Origin of the sequence: Methylobacterium aerolatum, assembly GCF_022179085.1 — a bacterium.
GTDB classification, from domain to species: domain Bacteria; phylum Pseudomonadota; class Alphaproteobacteria; order Rhizobiales; family Beijerinckiaceae; genus Methylobacterium; species Methylobacterium aerolatum.
In genome coordinates, this window is sequence record NZ_BPQE01000016.1 from 41,437 (window position 1) to 58,458 (window position 17,022).

Sequence of the window (17,022 nt, forward strand, 5' to 3'; positions counted from 1 at the left end):
CCGCCGATCCTGGCACGGCCTGTGCTTCACCAAAAATACGAAGCACACTTCGCTTTTGGCAAGCCCAGGCGCGCCGCGAGGCGGGCCGACGGAGATCACGAGGTCGCCATGGACAATCGCCGCTACGATCTGGTTCTGCGAGGCGGCCGGGTGGTCTGCCCGGCCTCCGGCATCGACGGCATCCGCGACGTGGCGGTGAAGGACGGGCGCATCGCGGCCGTGGAGGAGACGATCCTGCCCTCCGCCGCCGCCGAGGTGGTGGACGTCTCGGGCAAGATCGTCCTGCCGGGCATGATCGACACCCACGCCCACGTTTACCAGTACGTCACCGGCCGCTTCGGCCTGAACCCCGACATGGTGGGCGTGCGCTCCGGCGTGACCACGGTGGTGGACCAGGGCGGCCCCTCCTGCATGACCCTGCCGGGCTTCCGCCACTTCATCGCCGAGCGGTCGCAGACGCAGGTGCTCGCCTTCCTCTCGGCCTACCTCGTGGGCGGCCTGGAGGGGCATTTCTACCCCAACCTCTACAGCCCGGACGGGGTCGATATCGACGCCACGGTGAAGTCGGCCACCGAGAACCGCGACCTCGTGCGCGGCATCAAGGGCCATGCCGAGATCGGCGGCTTCGCCCGCTGGGGCATCAAGGTCATGGAGATGGCCGCCGAGATCAGCCGCCGCTCGGATCTGCCGCTCTACGTCCATTTCGGCCAGCTCTGGGGCCTGCCGGAATCCGGCGCGAACGGCGAGGACGCCGACACCATCGTCGAGCGGGTGATCCCGCTGCTGCGGCCCGGCGACGTGCTCGCCCATCCCTTCACCCGGCATCCGGGCGGCTTCATCAACGAGCAGGGTGAGGTCCACCACATCATCCGCCGGGCGATGGATGCGGGGCTGAAGGTGGATGTCGGCCACGGCAGCCACTTCTCCTACCGGGTGGCCCGCGCCTCCCTGCCCGCCGGGGTGATCCCCTACACGCTGGGCGCCGACATGCACGGCTACAACACGCAGGTGCCCGAGGCGCCCCAGCCCGCCGGCACGCCGGACGAGCACCACGACGACGAGAACCATCCCTTCCTCGGCCAAGCCCGCTTCAGCCTCACCCAGGCGATGAGTTCGATGATGGCGCTCGGCATCCCCTTCGAGGAGGTGGTGCCGATGGTGACCTCGCACCCGGCCGAGATGCTGCGCATGAGCGACCGGATCGGCGCCCTGACGGTCGGCTTCGCCGCCGACGTCTCGGTGCTGCACGACGACCGCGGCCGCTTCCTGCTGCGCGACAACGAGGACACGAAGGTTGTCGCCGACCGCCTGCTGCGCCCCGCCTTCTGCCTGCGGGCCGGTAAACGGTTCGAGGCCGACTCGCCGATCCTGCCCCAGGCGATCGCGGCCTGAGGGAGACCCCATGACCGACTTCCGCCTCGACGACCCGACGCCGACCGATCCGCGCCATCGCTGGGGCGACCTCGACCTCGCGGGCCGGGGCGCCTGCTACGACAACAATGCCGCCGTGCCCGACAGCGCGGCCCAGGTGGCCGCCCGCAACGCCGCCTCGGCCGCGTACCGGGCGGCCCACCCGGCCCATCTCGACATCCCCTATGCGGGGGGCGAGCGCACGGCCTTCGACCTGTACCCGGCGGCGGCGGCCGACGCGCCCTGCCTCGTCTTCGTCCATGGCGGCTACTGGCAGCGCAACGCCCGGGCCGATTTCGCCTGCTTCGCGGAAGGGCTGAACGCGGCCGGCTGGTCCGTGGCGATGCCGGGCTACACCCTGGCGCCCGAGGCGAGCCTCGCGGCCATCGTGGCGGAGATCGGCACCGCCCTCGACTGGCTCGCCGCCCACGGGCGCGACCATGGGATCGGCGGCCGGATCGTCCTGTCGGGCTGGTCGGCGGGCGGGCATCTCGCCGCGTTCCATCTCGGGCACCCCGCCGTGGCGGCGGCGCTCGCCATCTCCGGCGTCTACGACCTCGCCCCGATCCGCGACACCTACCTCGACGACAAGCTCCACCTGACCGACGACGAAATCGCCACGCTCTCGCCCCTGCGGCTTCCCGTGGCGGACAAGCCGATGACGCTCGCCTACGGCAGCCGGGAACTGCCCGCGCTGATCCGCGACGGCCGCAACCTCCACGCGCTGCGCAGCGCTGCCCACGCCCCCGGCGCCCTGCTGCCGGTGCCGGGGGCCGACCATTTCTCGATCCTCAACGAGTTCCGGCGGCCCGACGGCCTGCTGGTGCGCGCCGCGCAGGATCTCCTCGGAGGCGAGAGATGAGCGGCGAGGGTGTCGGGGCGCCGCTGCCCCGCAAGGAGGACGACCGCCTGATGCGCGGGCGCGGCCAGTATGTCGGCGACCTCCGCTTGCCGGGGCTTCAGGACGTGGCCTTCGTGCGCAGCCCGCTGGCGCATGCCCGCATCCGCGCCATCCACGTGCCGGACGCCTACCGCGACCGCGTCTTCACCGCCGGCGACCTCGACGGCGTGTCGCCGATCCGCGCCGTGTCCGGCCTGCCGGGCTTCAAGGCTTCCGAGCAACCGGTCCTCGCCACCGACAAGGTCCGGCAGGTGGGTGAACTCGTGGCACTCTGCGTGGCGCCGACCCGCGCCGAGGCCGAGGACATCGCGGCCTCCGTGGTTCTCGACCTGGAGGAGTTGCCCGCGATCCACGACATGCTCGCCGCCCGCGAGCCGGGCTCGCCCCTGGTCCACGAGCAGTGGGGCGACAACGTCTTCCTGGAAACCCTCGTCGATGTGAACATCGCGAGCGCCCTCGATGCGCCGATCCGGGTGAGCCGCACCATCTCGACGGGCCGCCAGTGCATGGCGCCGATCGAGGGCCGGGGCACCGTGGTCCACCTCGACCACCGCCTGGACCAGCTCGTCGTCCACACGGCGAGCCAGATGCCGCACATCGTGCGCAACGGCCTCTCCGAATGCCTCGGGATCGAGCAGGGACGCATCCGCATCGTCTCCCCCGATGTCGGCGGCGGCTTCGGCTACAAGGCGATCCTGCTCGCGGAGGACGTGGCCCTGTGCTGGCTCGCGCTGCGCTGCGGCCGTCCGGTGCGCTGGCTGGAGGACCGGCGCGAGCACCTGACCGCCAATGCCAACTGCCGCGAGCACCATTACCGCATCACCGCCTACGCGGAGCGGGACGGCACGTTGCGTGGCATCGACTGCGAGGCGACCGTCGATTCCGGCGCCTACTCGGCCTACCCGTTCTCGGCCTGTCTGGAGGCGGCGCAGGTGGCGAGCATCCTGCCCGGCCCCTACGACTTCCCGGCCTATCGCTGCCGCACATGGTCGGTGGCGACGAACAAGTGCCCGATCCTGCCCTATCGCGGCGTCGCCCGCACGGGCGTCTGCTTCGCCCTCGAGCTCGTCCTCGACGCCGTGGCCCGCGAGGCCGGAATCCCGCCCGAGCAGGTGCGCGAGAAGAACCTCGTGCGGCCTCAGCAGATGCCCTTCGAGAACATCACGAAGAAGCACTTCGACAGCGGCGACTACCCGCAGGCGCTGGCCCGCGCCCTCGCGGCGATCGACGTCGCAGCCGTCCGCGCCCGCCAGAAGGCCGGCGAGCCGGATGGGCGGCGGATCGGCCTCGGTCTCTCGGTCTATTGCGAGCAGGCGGCGCACGGCACCTCGGTCTATTCGGGCTGGGGCATCCCGATGGTGCCCGGCCACGAGCAGGCGAGCGCCCGCCTCACCCCGGACGGAGGCCTGGAACTGCGGATCGGCGCCCATTCCCACGGCCAGGGCCTGGAGACGACGCTCGCCCAGGTGGCCCACGAGATCCTCGGCGTGCCCGTCGCCCGCACCCGCCTCGTCCACGGCGACACGGCGATGACGCCCTACTCCACGGGCTCCTGGGGCTCGCGGGTGATGGTGATGGCGGGCGGCGCGGTGGCCGCCGCCTGCGAGGAGTTGCGGGACCGCGCCGTGCGGATCGGCGCCCACCTGCTCCAGGCGAGCCCCGACGCCTGCCGCTTCGAGGGCGGGCACGTGGTCGGCCCCTCGGGCGACGTGCCGCTCGAGACCGTCGCCCGCACGTGGTACCGGCGCCCGCAGGATCTGGCGCCCGACACCGATCCCGGCGGCCTCGAAGTCACCGCCGGCTACAAGCCGGTGCGCGATTCCGGCACCTTCTCCTACGCCGCCCATGCGGCCGTGGTGGCGGTCGATCCCGATCTCGGCGCGGTGGAGATCCTCGACTACGTCATCGTCGAGGACGGCGGCACGTTGGTGAACCCCCTCGTGGTGGACGGCCAGATCTATGGCGGCCTCGCGCAGGGCGTCGGCACCGCGCTGTTCGAGGAGATGCGCTTCGACGGGCGCGGCCAGCCGCTCGCCTCGACGCTTGCCGACTACCTCCTGCCCGGCGCCCCGGACGTGCCGATGGCCCGCATCGACCACATGGAGACCCCCTCGCCCTACACGCGCTTCGGCCAGAAGGGCATCGGCGAGGGCGGGGCCATCGCGCCCCCCGCCGCGCTCGCCAACGCGATCAACGACGCGCTGGCGCCGCTCGGCGTCGAGATGCGGCACTCCCCCGTCACCCCCCGGCGGATCGTGGAGGCGATGCTCGCCGCGAAAGCCCCGGCAGGCATCGCCCGGGAGGCCGCATGAAGCCCGCTCCCTTCGCCTGGGAATGGCCCGCGAGCCTTCCCGCCCTCCTCGCCCGCCTCGCGGAGGCCACCGGCCCCGTGAAGCTGATCGCGGGGGGGCAATCGCTCGGGCCGATGCTGAACCTGCGCCTGGTCGAGCCCGACCTCGTCCTCGACCTCACCGGGATCGAGGAACTGCGGCAGGCCCATATCGAGGGCGGCACCCTCGTGCTCGGCGCCTGCGTCACCCATGCCGACATCGAGGACGGGCGCGTGCCCGACGTGACGGGCGGCGCCCTGCAACGGGTGGCCTCGGCCATCGCCTACCGCCCGGTGCGCAACCGGGGCACGGTCGGCGGCAGCCTCACCCATGCGGATCCGGCGGCCGACTGGGTCACCGCACTCACGGCGCTCGGCGCCGAGGTCGAGATCGCTGGGGCGATGGGACGCCGCCGCCTGCCCGTGGAGCGGTTCGTGACGGGCGCGCTCTCCGTGGCGCTCGGCCCGGCGGAGGTCGTCGTGGCCGTGCGCGTACCCGCCCTGCCGGAGGGCGCGGCCTGGGGCTACGTCAAGCATTGCGCCAAGGTCGGCGAGTTCGCCCACGCCATCGGCGCCGTCCGCCTCGAACCGCAGGCGGGCCGGGGCCGGGCGGTGATCGGCGCCGTCGAGGGGCCGCCCGTGCTGCTGGCCGACGCCCGGCCGCTCTTCGGCGGCCGGATCGACGCCGGCTTCGCCACCCGCTTCGACGCCCTCGCGGCGGACGCGATCCTGCGCGAGGCCGGGATGGCCGACGCGGTGGAGCGGCACATCCACGTCACGGTGCTGGCCCGCGCGGTGGCCGCCGCCGCGCCTGTTGCCTCACCGACCCCCGCCGCCCGCCCGGAGGCCGCATGAGCGCCGCGCTGATCGAACCCCGGACGACGCCGACCCTCGCCCTGGCGCTGACCGTCAACGGCCGCCCGGTGCGGGTGGAGGCGGAGCCCCGCAGCCATCTCGGCGACGTGCTGCGGGACGGGCTCGACCTCACCGGCACGCATCTCGGCTGCGAGCACGGCGTCTGCGGCGCTTGCACGGTCCTCCTCGACGGCGAGCCCGCCCGCGCCTGCCTCACCTTCGCAGGCGCCTGCTCCGGCGCCAGCGTCACCACCATCGAGGGCCTGGACGGCGACGCCATCGCGGGCGAGTTGCGCGCGGCCTTCAACCGCGAGCACGCGCTCCAGTGCGGCTACTGCACGCCGGGCATGATGGTGGCCGCCCGCGATCTGGTGCTGCGCCTGCCCGAGGCCGACGAGCGGCGCATCCGCATCGGACTCGCGGGCAACCTCTGCCGCTGCACCGGCTATGCCGGCATCGTCCGCGCGGTGATGGCGGTGATCGCGGAGCGGCGCGGCCGGGGCATCCCTCCCGAGACCGGGGCGGCCCGCGCCCTCGGCCCCGTGGGCGCCCGGACCGGCGAGGCGATCACGGCTTCCCCTGCGCCCCATGCCGTGGCGGTGGCGGCGACGGCCGGGCCGGCCTTCATGGCCGAACTCGGCGACGCCTTCGAACCGGCTCACGAATTCACGCAGAGCCTCGACCTCGCCCATCCGCCCGCGGCGGTCTTCGCGTTCTTCGGCGATATCGAGGCGGTGGCCGCCTGCCTGCCGGGCGCCGTGCTGACCGCCCGACCCTCGGCCGACACCGTCGAGGGTGGGCTCCAGGTGCGGATCGGCCCGATCGCGGCAACCTTCCGGGGCCGCGCCCGCATCACGCGGGACGAGGCGGCGCTCACAGGGTCCGTTCATGGGGCGGGCAGCGACGCGGGCGGGCGCTCGGCCACCGAGGGCCGGATCCGCTACCGGGTGAGCGACGGCCCGGAGGCGGGCACCAGCCGCCTCGACCTCGACGTGGGCTACACCCTCACCGGGCCGCTGGCGCAGTTCGGCCGCCCCGGCCTCGTGCGCGACCTTGCGGGCCGCATCGCGGCGGATTTCTCACGCAACCTCGACGCCCGGCTCTCGGGCGGCGCCGCCCCGGCGCCCGCCGGGCTGAATCCGCTCCGCCTGCTCCTCGGCCTCGTCCGCGCGCGCTTCGCCGCGTGGCTCGGCCGTCCCTGATCCCCCCTTCCCCACCGGAGACGACGCGTATGACTGGCCGTTTCACCCTCACGACCGCGATCCTGCTGGCCCTTGCGGCGACGGGGGCACGGGCGGAGGCGATCCGCATCGGCGTCAACGAGCCCCTGACCGGCCCCTTCGCCGCCTCGGGCACCTACGTGGTGAATGGCGCCAAGATCGCCGCCGAGGAGATCAACGCCAAGGGCGGCGTCCTCGGCAGACAGATCGAACTCGTGATCGAGGACAACAAGAGCAACCCGACGGAGGCGGCGGCGGTCGCCGAGAAGCTCATCACCAGCGACAAGACCCCGGTGATGATGGGCGCCTGGGGCTCCAGCCTGACGCTCGCGGTGATGCCGAAGCTGATGGACTACGAGGTCCCGATGCTGGTCGAGACCTCCTCGTCCGGCAAGATCACCACCTCGGGCAACCCCTTCGTCTTCCGCATCTCGCCGCCCTCCTCGCTGGAGGCCGCGACCTTCGCGCCGACGGTCGACAAGCTCGGGATGAAGAAGGTCGATTTCCTGGTCCTCAACAACGATTTCGGCCGGGGCGCAGCGACCGATTTCGGCAAGATGCTCAAAGACAAGGGCGTCACGGTCGGCCTCGTGGAGACCATGGACCAGGGCGCGCAGGACATGAGCGCCCAGCTCTCCAAGCTGAAGGCGTCGGACGCCGACACGATCATGATCACGAGTTCCGTCGATCAGCTCGTGCTGCTGTTCAAGCAGATGGCGGCGCTCGGCCTCAAGAAGCGGGTCATCACCACCGGCGGCTCGCAGAACCCCGACCAGATCATCGCCCAGGCCGGCGCCGCCGCCGACGGCACCATGCACCTGACGACCTTCCTGCCGTGGGTGCCCGAGAAGACGCCGGACCCGAAGGCCACGGAGGCGTTCATCGCGGCCTGGAAGCAGCGCGGCTTCGCCTTCGCGGGCGTCACCGAGAGCTTCCGCGGCTACGACGGCATCCGCGCCATCGCCCACGCCATCGAGAAGGCGGGCTCCGCCGAGCCGGCGGCCATCACGAAGGCGTTCTGGTCGGTCGACTTCACCGGGCTCAACGGGCCGATCCGCTTCGCAAAGGCCGGCCCCGCCGGCAAGGAAAGCGGCCAGAGCAAGCCCGATGTGTACCTCATCGAGATCAAGGACGGGAAAGTGATCGTGCCGACGATGTAGAATACGCTCCATCAGCAAACCCGTCATTGCGAGCGAAGCGAAGCATTCCAGGGATCCGCCACGATCTCGAGACGTCCCGCTGCACTGGATTGCTTCGCTGACGCTCGCAATGACGGCGTGGACTTCCGGGACGACCCGCACAGAACCCGCCAGGAGGACACCATGGACGAACTGATCCAGCACCTGGTCAACGCGCTGATCCTCGGAGGCACCTATGCGCTCCTGGGCATCGGGCTGACCCTGATCTTCGGGATCATGAACGTGGTGAACTTCACCCACGGCGCGCTCTACACGGTGGGCGCCTACGTCATGTACCTCACCGTGGCCGCCCTCGGGCTGAACTTCTTCTTGGCGCTGCCGGTGGCGATCCTCGGCGGATTGGTCCTCGGGGCGGTGATCGAGGTCGCCCTGCTGCGCCCGTTCCGGGGCTCGGACATCGACACGACGATGCTGGTGATGATCGGCGCCGGGATCATCCTGCAATCGGGCACGCTCTGGACCTTCGGCGGGGTCGCCAAGGCGATCCCCTCGCCCTTCCCGGAGGCGCCGCTCCAGATCGGCATGGTCTCGGTCTCCTGGCTGCGCCTGTTCGTGCTCGGCGCGGCGCTCGCCCTCATCGCCCTCACCTATGCGCTGATCAACCGGACCAAGCTCGGGCTCGCCATGCGCGCCGCGTTCCAGGATTCCGACACGGCGGCGCTGATGGGCGTCGACGTGCGCCGCATCTACACCGCCACCTTCGCGCTGGGATCGTCGCTGGCGGCGGCGGCGGGCGCCCTGCTCGGGCCGGTCTACGTGGTGTTCCCGCAGATGGGCGGGCTCGCCGAACTGAAGGCCTTCGCCATCGTCATCCTGGGCGGCCTCGGCAACGTCACCGGCGCGGCCATCGGCGGCTTCATCCTGGCGCTCGCCGAGGAGCTGGGCGCCGGCTACGTCTCCTCCGGCTACCGGGACGCGATGGGCTTCCTCATCATCATCGCCGTGCTGCTGTGCAGGCCGACCGGCCTGTTCGCGAAGGCGGAGCGCATCGGATGACCCGCCTCCTCCCCCTCGCCCTCCTCGCCGGCCTCGTCGCCCTGCCCCTGGCGCTGGGCGCCAACCCCTACCTCCTCAACGCGCTGATCGTGACGGGCATCCTGACGATCGGCGCCATGAGCCTGAACCTGCTGCTCGGCTTCACCGGGCAGCTCAGCCTCGGCCACATCGCCTTCTTCGGCATCGGCGCCTATGTCAGCGCGCTGACGAGCCTCGGCTTCGACGTGGAGCTCGGCTTCGGCCTCCGCGCCGTCCACGAGCCCTGGCCGCCGGTGGTGGGCTTCCTCCTGGCGACGGTGGCGGCGGGGGCCTGCGGCTACCTGATCGGGCGGCTCTCCTTCCGGGTGCGGGGCGCCTACTTCGTGATCGTGACGATCTCCTTCGCGGAGGTCGTGCGCCTCGTGGCCCTCAACTGGGTGGAGCTGACCCAGGGGCCGCTGGCGTTGACCAACATCCCGGCATTCACGCTGGGCCTGCCCGGCCTCGGCTTCTGGACGCTGAAGTCAAAGCTCCAGAACTACTACCTCGTGCTCGCCGTCGGCACTCTCTGCTACCTGCTGATCGCCCGCCTCGTGCACTCGCGCTTCGGCCGGGCGATGCGGGGGCTGAAGGAGAACGAGTCCCTGGCGCTCTCCGTCGGCATCAACGCCACCCGCACCCTGACGGTGGCCGCCGTGATCTCGGCCGCGATGGCAGGCGCCGCCGGCAGCCTCTACGCCCACTACCTGCGCATCATCGACCCGGACGTGTTCCTCTTCGCCACCACGGTCACCATGGTGATCATGGTGGTGGCGGGCGGCAAGGGGACCCTGATGGGCCCCGTCGTCGGCGGCCTGATCTTCGGCCTCCTGCCCGTGGCTCTGCGCCCGGTGATGGCGCCGGAGGCCCAGTGGATCGTCTACGGCCTCGTGCTGATCGTGATCCTGTTCGTGCTGCCCCGGGGCATCGTGCCGGGGATGGCCGCGCGGCTCGGCCGCCGCCCGGCCCGTAGCGCCCCCGTCCTCGAAGCCAGCCCGGCGGTGCCGCAATGAGCGCGATCCTCTCCGTCGATCACGTCGGGGTGCGCTTCGGCGGCCTCGTCGCCATCGCCGACCTGCATTTCGACGTCCGCGAGGGCGAGATCGTCAGCCTGATCGGGCCGAACGGGGCGGGCAAGACCACCGCCTTCAACGTGATGACCGGCTTCCTCAAGCCCAGCCAGGGCGAGGTCCGCTTCCGGGGCACCTCCCTGAAGGGGCTGGCGCCGCACGCGATCACCCGGCTCGGCCTCGCCCGCACCTTCCAGCGCACCAGCGTCTTCCCGGACGACACGGTGTTCGACAACGTGATGATCGGCCTGCATCAGGTGGGCGGCCGTCTGGGCCGGGCGCCGGTCCTCGACGCGCTCCTGGGCCGGGCCGGCGCCGGCGAGCGGCAACTGCGCGCCCGCGCGGCCGCGCTGCTCGACTGGGTGGGGCTCTCGGGCCGGATGCACGAGAAGGCGGGGGCCCTGGCCTACGGCGAGCAGCGCCTCGTCGGGGTGGCCCTGGCGCTCGCTACGGAACCGGCCATGCTGCTCCTCGACGAGCCGGTCTCGGGCATGAACGCGTCCGAGACGCGGGTGTTCGTGCGGCTGATCCGGCAGGTCCGCGAGCGGGGTATCACCATCCTCCTCGTCGAGCACGACATGCCGATGGTGATGGAGGTCTCCGACCGCATCGTCGTCCTGAACTACGGCCGCCTCATCGCCGAGGGGCCTCCGGACCGGATCCGCAACGATCCGGCGGTGATCGAGGCCTATCTCGGCCAGGGCAGCTCCGCCCGGCAGGCCGCCAAATCTGCGCACGGATCCGCTCGGGAACCCGTCCATGCTTGAGATCCGCGACCTCGTCTGCGGCTACGGCCACGTCACGGCGCTGAAGGGCCTGACGATCACCGTGGGCGAGGGCCAGCTCGTGGCCCTCGTCGGCGCGAACGGGGCGGGCAAGTCCACGACGCTCCGGGCGATCTCCGGCCTCGTTCCGCCGCGCTCCGGGGAGATCCGGTTCGCGGGCCGGGACATCGCGGGCGCGGAGCCCCGCCGGATCCTGGAGGCGGGCATCGCCCATTGCCCGGAGGGCCGCCGAGTCTTCCCGCAGATGACCGTGGCCGAGAACCTCGCCATGGGCGCCTACCTCCGCCGCGACAAGGCGGGGGTCGCCGCCGACCGGGAGCGGATCTACGCCGAGTTCCCCCGCCTCGCGGAGCGCCGGGACCAGGCGGCGGGCACGCTGTCGGGCGGCGAGCAGCAGATGCTGGCGATCGGCCGGGCTCTGATGGGCCGACCGAAGCTCGTGCTGTTCGACGAACCGTCGCTCGGCCTCGCCCCCAACATCGTGGAGCGGATGTTTTCGGTGATCGGCGCGATCCGCGACGCGGGCACCACCGTGCTCTTGGTGGAGCAGAACGCCTTCGCGGCCCTCGAACTCTGCGACTATGCCTACCTCCTGGAGACCGGCCGAATCGTCCTCGAAGGCAAGGGGGAGGCCCTCATCGCCGACCCCCATGTGCGCGACGCCTATCTCGGTGGCTGAGCCCGGCTGCGCGGGACGGATCCACCTCGGCCCGGCGGACGCCTTCGGCGACCGGGCGCTGGTGCCGGTCACCGTGGGACGCCGCTCCCTGCTCCTCGTGCGGGATGGCGAGAGGATCGTCGCCACCGAGCGCGCCTGCCCGCACGAGGGGGCCGACCTGTCGCTCGGCCGGTGCGGCGGCGGGCGGCTGCATTGCCCGAGGCACCTCGCCTCCTTCAACCTTCGGGATGGCTCCGTCTCGCCGGGCTGGTCGTTCCGGCCGCTCCGCCTGTTCGCGGTGGAGGTCGCTCCCGACGGTCTCTGGCTCACCCTCGGATGAGGGCGGACACGTCCAGCCGCCTCAGCGCAGCACGCCCTCGGCGAGCGCACGCTGGATGCCGCGCACGTCCGTCCCCTTCTTCAGGGTCCGCGTGAGCGGCTCGCCCGTGCCCGACACCCAGATCTTGAGTTCGGCGTCGAGGTCGAAGGTCCCGGCGGTCTCGACCGAGAAGCGCACGACCGCCCGGTAGGGCACCGAGGTGAACTCGATCTTGCTGCCGGTGACGCCCTGGACATCGACCAGGATGAGGCGCCGTTCGGTGAAGACGAACAGGTCGCGGATGATCCGGAAGGCGAGCCGCACGCTCTCGCCCTCGATCAGCACCCCATCCAGCCGGTCGCGGAGAGAGGCGGCATCGACGGCGCTGCCGTGCCCGAACAATCCGTCCAGCAGACCCATTGCTGTCTCCCTTCGCAGACCGACGGGACGCCGTGCGCCCGTCCCCGCCCCCTCATGCCGGGAGCGCGACCGGAGACGTCACGGGGTCCCCTCGCACACTCACCGCTCCCGCTTCGCGTGGCTCGCGAGGTCGGCAATCCTCAGCAGCTAAGGCGGCGGCCCTCGGCGCGGCCGACCTTGCGGTAGTGGAAGAGGCCGCTCTTGACCTGCCCGTTGACGACCGCCTTGCGCACGTCGGGGTTGCAGCGCAGGTACTCCTGCTCGTCGAAAGCGTAGTCGCCCGGCTCGCCCCTCGACCGGCGGCCGTAATCGCCGCGGTCGCGGTAGTCGTCGTCGCGGCTGCGACGGTCGTAGTCGTAGCGGTCCCGGCGGCCGTAATCGCCGCGGTCGTAGCCCTGGTCGTAGCCGTAGTCGCGGCCGTAGCCTTGGGCCAGGGCGGGAGCCACGGAGCCCAGCAGCGTCAGCCCCACCAGGGTCGCCGAGATCACCTTCATGTTGCAAATCCCCATTTCGAGGAACCACAACGCTCAAGGTTCGAAGTGGTTCGCCGGGATGTCATCCGCTGAAACTGCTCGGCTTTCAACGCTCACCCGTGGACGGGCGCGGGAGGCCGCGAAACTCGAAGCCTTCCACACGCCTTCCCCGCACCGGCAAGGCCGGGAGAGCCCTCCCAGCGAAGGAAAGTTTCGCGAGCGGCTCTCATTGCGGCGCGAAGATCGTGACGTTGTTGTTGATCTGGTAGGCAGCCGTGGGCGGCGTGTTGACGAGGCGCAGGTAGATCGGACTCTCGCCGAACACCGCGCCGAAGGAGGGCGTGACCCTGACCGGGAAGCAATGGGCCAGCACCTCCGCCCCCGAATCCTCGAAGCTCTTCTGCGCATCCCGGTCCCCGGTGAGGCGGCGGGCGGTGATCAGGGGCTTGCCGCGGATGGCGCCGGTCTTGTCGAGGCCGAAACGGTAGGCGATCAGCGAGCCCTCCGTGCCCGGCGGCACTGTCCAGCAGGCCGCCACGGTCCGGCGAAACTCCGCCCAGTTGTTGACGGGCGTCTCCTGCGCGCCCGCGTGCCCCGGCGCCGTCACGGCGGCGAGCGAGGCGAGGAGTAGGCCCAGTGCCCGCATCCCCGGCCGGAGGGATGCGCCCGTCATTTCGGGGCGGGCGCCGGCGGTTGCGGCGACGAGCCAGGCTGGGCGGGCGCCTGCGGGATCGAGTTCTCCGGCGGGGTCGGCAGGGGCCGCTGCGTGCCGGCCGAGGGCTGGTCGGTCGCGAGCGACTGGTTCGCCTGGGTCTGGATCTGGTCCGCCGTCTGCTGGCTGATCAGGCCGTAGGAGACGGCTGCCGCGAGGGCGACGGCGATGACGGCCCCGATGATCGTCTTCATCAGTCTCGGCGGCATGACCGACCCTCCCGAACCGCGTCCCGTGGTTCCGCGCGGATCGCCCATCACGTAGGGGGCCGCGACGGTTCGGGAATGGCGCGGCTACTCGCTCGGTTGCTTCGCGCGGTCGAGGACCTGGGCGAGATGGGCGTTGATGTCGCCGCCCTGGGCCTCCGCCTCCTCGACCCGCCGCCCGACCTCCATGATCAGGAAGTCCACCGAGGGCGGCCAGGGGATGCCGCCGTCGTGCAGGACGCGCGCCGCGCGGACCAGCATGCGGAACAGGTCCGGGGGGATGGTCGTGCCGGCCGCATGCTTCTCGAGGATGCGGTCCGCCAGCGAGGAGGCCAGACCGGCGATCTCCGTCATCTGTCCGGGTTGGTCGCCGGTTTCGATCACGTCAGGCCACCGCGCCGGTCGAGTAGGAGGCGGGACCGCCATGGCCGGACGCGGCGATGCCCGCCGCGACGGTGGCGGCGGCGCCGTCCCCCTCGCCCGTGCCGCAGGGCCGGCAGTCGCGGGCCAGGGCCACTACCTGGCGGCGCCACAGCCAGAGACGGAGCGCGTGTATCCAACGGACCATGATCGGCCTCCACGAGGTCGCGGGGCAGTGTCGCGTCAGTTCCGCCCCGGTGCAACCCGTTGATACCAGTAGAGGTGAGAGAGGACGACCCCGTGTCCGTCCGGATCGCGGCGGGAGCGCCGGACGGCGCCCCCGCCCCGGTCTCAGTAGGAGTAGCTCCGGCGCGGATAGGTCGGGGACGGCCCGTAGCCCGTGTCGCGGGGCTGGACGCGCGAGCCGTAATCGACGTCGCGCTGGGCGCGGCGGTTGGCGATGGCGCGCCCGGCGAGGCACCCGGCCACCGCACCGACGACCCCGCGCTCCGCAAGGTAATGGCCGGCGATCCCGCCGATGATCGCTCCCTTGATGCACCCCTTCGCGTCGGCGGTGCCGACGCCCATCATCATCGCCACGGACATGACCGAGGCCGTCACTGCAAGCCGCATGGTGTGTCTCCCTCTTCGTGCCGGGGTAACAGCCTCTGCCGGAGCGCGTTCCATCCTGACGCAGGCCCTCACGCGCCTTCCCAAGCGGCCTGGACGGGGCCGGAGGCCGTATCGGGCTTCGACTCACCGATGAAAATCACGACGGGGCCGTGATCGGCCCGGCGCGGGTCGTAGAAATCGAGGAGGCCGGGGTAGAGCCGCTGCAGGAAGGCCGGGCGCCGCCCCTCCTTCTGCAACCAGTGGTCGATAAAGACCTGATCGCCGTGGACGGCATTCGGCACCGCGCCGCAGGAGCCGGGGGCCATCCACCGGCCCGGATCGGCGGCGAAGGCCGCGTAGACGCCAGCGAGGTCGTCGCCGTCCCAGCGCAGCAGGGCGCTGGAGAGGTGGCCCTTGTGGAAGTAATCCTCCATCGCGGCGAGCCCCGGCTCGGCGAGGGCGTCGGCCGGTCCGGTGAACACCGTGTCGAGATCGCACAGGAGGATCGGCCCCTGCGCGAGGCCGGGCCGGAGCGCTTCCATCTTCGACCACCAGGTCGGCCAGCCGTGCCGCAGCGGCACCGCCTCGACCCCCGGCACCGCGAGGTCGGCATCGGTGAGGCAGATGACCCGCCCGAAGGCGGGCGCGTGGCGGCGAACGCCTCCGGCCAGCCGCGCGACCCAGCGCGCGTCGTAGCGCCCGCCCGCCTTGAGGACCGTCACCAGCGTGGCCATCGGCTCATCCTTCGCTGTGGTGCAGGCGCAGGCGCCCGGCCGCGTGGCTCCGGGCAAACCACGCACGTTCGGCCGCCCAGGGGTGACCGGGCCAACCGTCGAAGCCGAAGCCGAACGCCTCCGCCGGCGGGGCGGCGGCGGGGCGTTCCTCGCAGAGCGCCAGGGTCACCAGGAAGCCGGTGCTCGGGTTCGGCCGGTCGCCGGGGCCGGCGGTCAGCAGCGCCCGCGCCCGTTCGTGCAGCGCCTCGGGCAGGATGTGGACCGGGCGCCCCAGCGGCCGCAGCACGGCCAGGAGTTCGCGGGTCCAGCAGATCGGCTCGGGCACGTTCTGCGCGGCGGGCAGGATCGGAAAGGGCAGGATGAAGGCCCGCGCCGCCCGGACCACCGGCCGCTCCCGGAAGTGACGATCCTCGACCCACTCCCGCGCCTGGCCGCCACGGTTGACGAGGGCGAGGTGCGTGACCCGCCCGCCCGCCGGTCCGCCGAAGCCCGCGGCGTTGTTGAAGCGTACCACGCAGGCCGCCGCGTCGATGGCCGCGCCCGACGGGGCGCGGCCGGGGGCGTTGCCGACGATGGCGAGCGAGGCGCCCTCGGGGGCCGAACCGCCCGGCCAGGCAAGGCTTTGCACCGCCGTCGCCCTTCAACGCGGACGGGTGAGGGCGACGGAGCGAGGGCGGCTCGGGAACGGCCGGGGCCCGGCGGGCGCTGGAGTCGGGAAGGCCGGGATGATCACGATGCGCCGCTGCTTCCTCTGTTCCGCCGCCATGCTGGGGGCGGGCGAGCGTACCCTCGACTACCCGCAGGGGCGGCGAAGTTTCCCTTTGGCCTGCGGATCCTGCGGCGTCCTCCTCGACCGGGACGCGGATCCGGCGGCCTGCCGGGATCACCTCGCCCGGCGCTGCGAGGCGCCGGTCTTCGAGTCCGACCCGCAGGCCCCCTACGGCCTCGATCTCTACACCCTGCGCAGCGCCGCCACCCGGTTCGGCCTCGGCATCCGCCCCCTCGACCCGGCGGGCGAGGCGGAACTGCGCCATCCGCACGCAACGCGGGCGGCGCGGGCAGCGCTCTCCCGCCTGGAGGAGGCGGGCACCCGCCCCGTCTCCCTCGGGCTGATCTGCCGCCCGGCGGAATGCGAGGCGTTGCTGGCGGCCCTGCCCGCGATCGCCACCTTCAGCGACGACGTGGTGCTGCTCCTCGATGGGCCACCCTCGCCGCCGGAGGCGGTGGCCGCCGAGGGCCTTGCCCCCGGTGCGGTGCGCGTGGCGTCCCGGCCCCTCGACGGGGATTTCGCCGCCCAGCGCAACGCCCTCCACGACCTCGCCCGCCACGGCTGGATGCTGCAACTCGATGCCGACGAAACCCTCGATCCCGCCACTGCGCGTTTGCTCCCGGCGCTGGCCGCCCTCGCCGAGGCGGGCGATGTCGTCTCGGTCGGGCTCGCCCGGCGCAACCGCGTGGAGGGTGTGCTGTCGGACGTCTTCCCGGATGTGCAGTACCGGCTGAACCGGCGGACGGTCCGCTACGGCGGCCGCGTCCACGAGCGCCCTCTCCTCGACGGCGGCTGGCCCCGCAGCCTCATCGCCCTGCACGGGGCCATCGACCACGCCATGAGCGGCGCCCACGTCCGGGCCCGCTCCCGCCGCTACGAAGCCCTCGCCCCCGGCCAGGGGCGCGTGGAGGAGGAGGAAGCGCTGTTGCGGGCCTACGAGGCGTGAGCGGATGCTCACCCCACCCCGCGCCCGCAC

Annotated in this window: 21 protein-coding genes; 12 read left to right on the forward strand and 9 right to left on the reverse strand. The window is 72.2% G+C overall.

What is annotated here, in order from left to right:
* Positions 1-108: 108 nt before the first annotated feature.
* From MFF06_RS11395 to MFF06_RS11445, 11 genes are all read left to right on the forward strand, one after another.
* Positions 109-1,392, forward strand: coding sequence for an amidohydrolase/deacetylase family metallohydrolase (locus tag MFF06_RS11395; protein WP_238203860.1), 1,284 nt, complete (start codon positions 109-111; stop codon positions 1,390-1,392).
* Between the two features lie 10 nt (positions 1,393-1,402).
* Complete coding sequence (locus tag MFF06_RS11400; protein ID WP_238203861.1) at positions 1,403-2,272, forward strand: alpha/beta hydrolase; 870 nt, start codon at positions 1,403-1,405, stop codon at positions 2,270-2,272.
* The gene (locus MFF06_RS11405; RefSeq protein ID WP_238203862.1) at positions 2,269-4,623 is read left to right on the forward strand and encodes a xanthine dehydrogenase family protein molybdopterin-binding subunit; all 2,355 of its coding nucleotides are present in this window, start codon (positions 2,269-2,271) and stop codon (positions 4,621-4,623) included. Before MFF06_RS11400 ends, MFF06_RS11405 begins: the two co-directional genes overlap by 4 nt.
* Positions 4,620-5,495: an FAD binding domain-containing protein gene (locus tag MFF06_RS11410; protein WP_238203863.1), complete on the forward strand. Its 876-nt coding sequence runs from the start codon at positions 4,620-4,622 to the stop codon at positions 5,493-5,495. Before MFF06_RS11405 ends, MFF06_RS11410 begins: the two co-directional genes overlap by 4 nt.
* Positions 5,492-6,697, forward strand: coding sequence for a xanthine dehydrogenase family Fe-S subunit (locus tag MFF06_RS11415; protein ID WP_238203864.1), 1,206 nt, complete (start codon positions 5,492-5,494; stop codon positions 6,695-6,697). Before MFF06_RS11410 ends, MFF06_RS11415 begins: the two co-directional genes overlap by 4 nt.
* A 29-nt stretch (positions 6,698-6,726) precedes the next feature.
* Positions 6,727-7,875 carry an ABC transporter substrate-binding protein gene (locus tag MFF06_RS11420; RefSeq protein ID WP_238203865.1) on the forward strand — a complete coding sequence of 383 codons (1,149 nt, stop codon included), beginning with the start codon at positions 6,727-6,729 and terminating at the stop codon, positions 7,873-7,875.
* Between the two features lie 162 nt (positions 7,876-8,037).
* Positions 8,038-8,910: a branched-chain amino acid ABC transporter permease gene (locus MFF06_RS11425; RefSeq protein WP_238203866.1), complete on the forward strand. Its 873-nt coding sequence runs from the start codon at positions 8,038-8,040 to the stop codon at positions 8,908-8,910.
* On the forward strand, positions 8,907-9,941 hold the full coding sequence (locus tag MFF06_RS11430; RefSeq protein ID WP_238203867.1) for a branched-chain amino acid ABC transporter permease: 1,035 nt from the start codon (positions 8,907-8,909) through the stop codon (positions 9,939-9,941). The genes MFF06_RS11425 and MFF06_RS11430 overlap by 4 nt, the downstream gene beginning before the upstream one ends.
* The gene (locus tag MFF06_RS11435; protein WP_238203869.1) at positions 9,938-10,765 is read left to right on the forward strand and encodes an ABC transporter ATP-binding protein; all 828 of its coding nucleotides are present in this window, start codon (positions 9,938-9,940) and stop codon (positions 10,763-10,765) included. The genes MFF06_RS11430 and MFF06_RS11435 overlap by 4 nt, the downstream gene beginning before the upstream one ends.
* A complete protein-coding gene (locus MFF06_RS11440; protein ID WP_238203870.1) occupies positions 10,758-11,462 on the forward strand; it encodes an ABC transporter ATP-binding protein in 705 nt (234 codons plus the stop codon). The genes MFF06_RS11435 and MFF06_RS11440 overlap by 8 nt, the downstream gene beginning before the upstream one ends.
* Complete coding sequence (locus MFF06_RS11445; RefSeq protein ID WP_238203873.1) at positions 11,455-11,781, forward strand: Rieske (2Fe-2S) protein; 327 nt, start codon at positions 11,455-11,457, stop codon at positions 11,779-11,781. The genes MFF06_RS11440 and MFF06_RS11445 overlap by 8 nt, the downstream gene beginning before the upstream one ends.
* A 21-nt stretch (positions 11,782-11,802) precedes the next feature.
* Here MFF06_RS11445 and MFF06_RS11450 read toward each other — a convergent pair whose 3' ends face one another.
* From MFF06_RS11450 to MFF06_RS11490, 9 genes are all read right to left on the reverse strand, one after another.
* Complete coding sequence (locus tag MFF06_RS11450) at positions 11,803-12,180, reverse strand: PH domain-containing protein (RefSeq protein WP_238203875.1); 378 nt, start codon at positions 12,178-12,180, stop codon at positions 11,803-11,805.
* Between the two features lie 140 nt (positions 12,181-12,320).
* On the reverse strand, positions 12,321-12,674 hold the full coding sequence (locus tag MFF06_RS11455; RefSeq protein WP_238203877.1) for a hypothetical protein: 354 nt from the start codon (positions 12,672-12,674) through the stop codon (positions 12,321-12,323).
* Between the two features lie 205 nt (positions 12,675-12,879).
* Complete coding sequence (locus tag MFF06_RS11460) at positions 12,880-13,326, reverse strand: UCP034077 family protein (RefSeq protein ID WP_238203879.1); 447 nt, start codon at positions 13,324-13,326, stop codon at positions 12,880-12,882.
* A complete protein-coding gene (locus tag MFF06_RS11465; RefSeq protein ID WP_238203881.1) occupies positions 13,323-13,574 on the reverse strand; it encodes a hypothetical protein in 252 nt (83 codons plus the stop codon). The genes MFF06_RS11460 and MFF06_RS11465 overlap by 4 nt, the downstream gene beginning before the upstream one ends.
* Positions 13,575-13,658: 84 nt before the next feature.
* Positions 13,659-13,925, reverse strand: coding sequence for a hypothetical protein (locus MFF06_RS11470; RefSeq protein ID WP_238203883.1), 267 nt, complete (start codon positions 13,923-13,925; stop codon positions 13,659-13,661).
* Between the two features lie 31 nt (positions 13,926-13,956).
* Positions 13,957-14,139 carry a hypothetical protein gene (locus MFF06_RS11475; protein ID WP_238203884.1) on the reverse strand — a complete coding sequence of 61 codons (183 nt, stop codon included), beginning with the start codon at positions 14,137-14,139 and terminating at the stop codon, positions 13,957-13,959.
* 143 nt (positions 14,140-14,282) lie between these two features.
* Positions 14,283-14,564, reverse strand: coding sequence for a hypothetical protein (locus MFF06_RS11480; protein WP_238203886.1), 282 nt, complete (start codon positions 14,562-14,564; stop codon positions 14,283-14,285).
* A gap of 68 nt (positions 14,565-14,632) precedes the next feature.
* Positions 14,633-15,277, reverse strand: a complete 645-nt coding sequence (locus MFF06_RS11485; RefSeq protein WP_238203888.1) for a hypothetical protein — start codon at positions 15,275-15,277, stop codon at positions 14,633-14,635.
* A gap of 4 nt (positions 15,278-15,281) precedes the next feature.
* Entirely contained in the window at positions 15,282-15,905 is a 624-nt protein-coding gene (locus MFF06_RS11490; protein WP_238203890.1) for a hypothetical protein, read from the reverse strand.
* A gap of 106 nt (positions 15,906-16,011) precedes the next feature.
* On the opposite strand from MFF06_RS11490, the gene MFF06_RS11495 reads away from it, so the two are divergent.
* Entirely contained in the window at positions 16,012-16,992 is a 981-nt protein-coding gene (locus MFF06_RS11495; protein WP_238204020.1) for a glycosyltransferase family protein, read from the forward strand.
* The last annotated feature ends 30 nt before the right edge of the window (positions 16,993-17,022 follow it).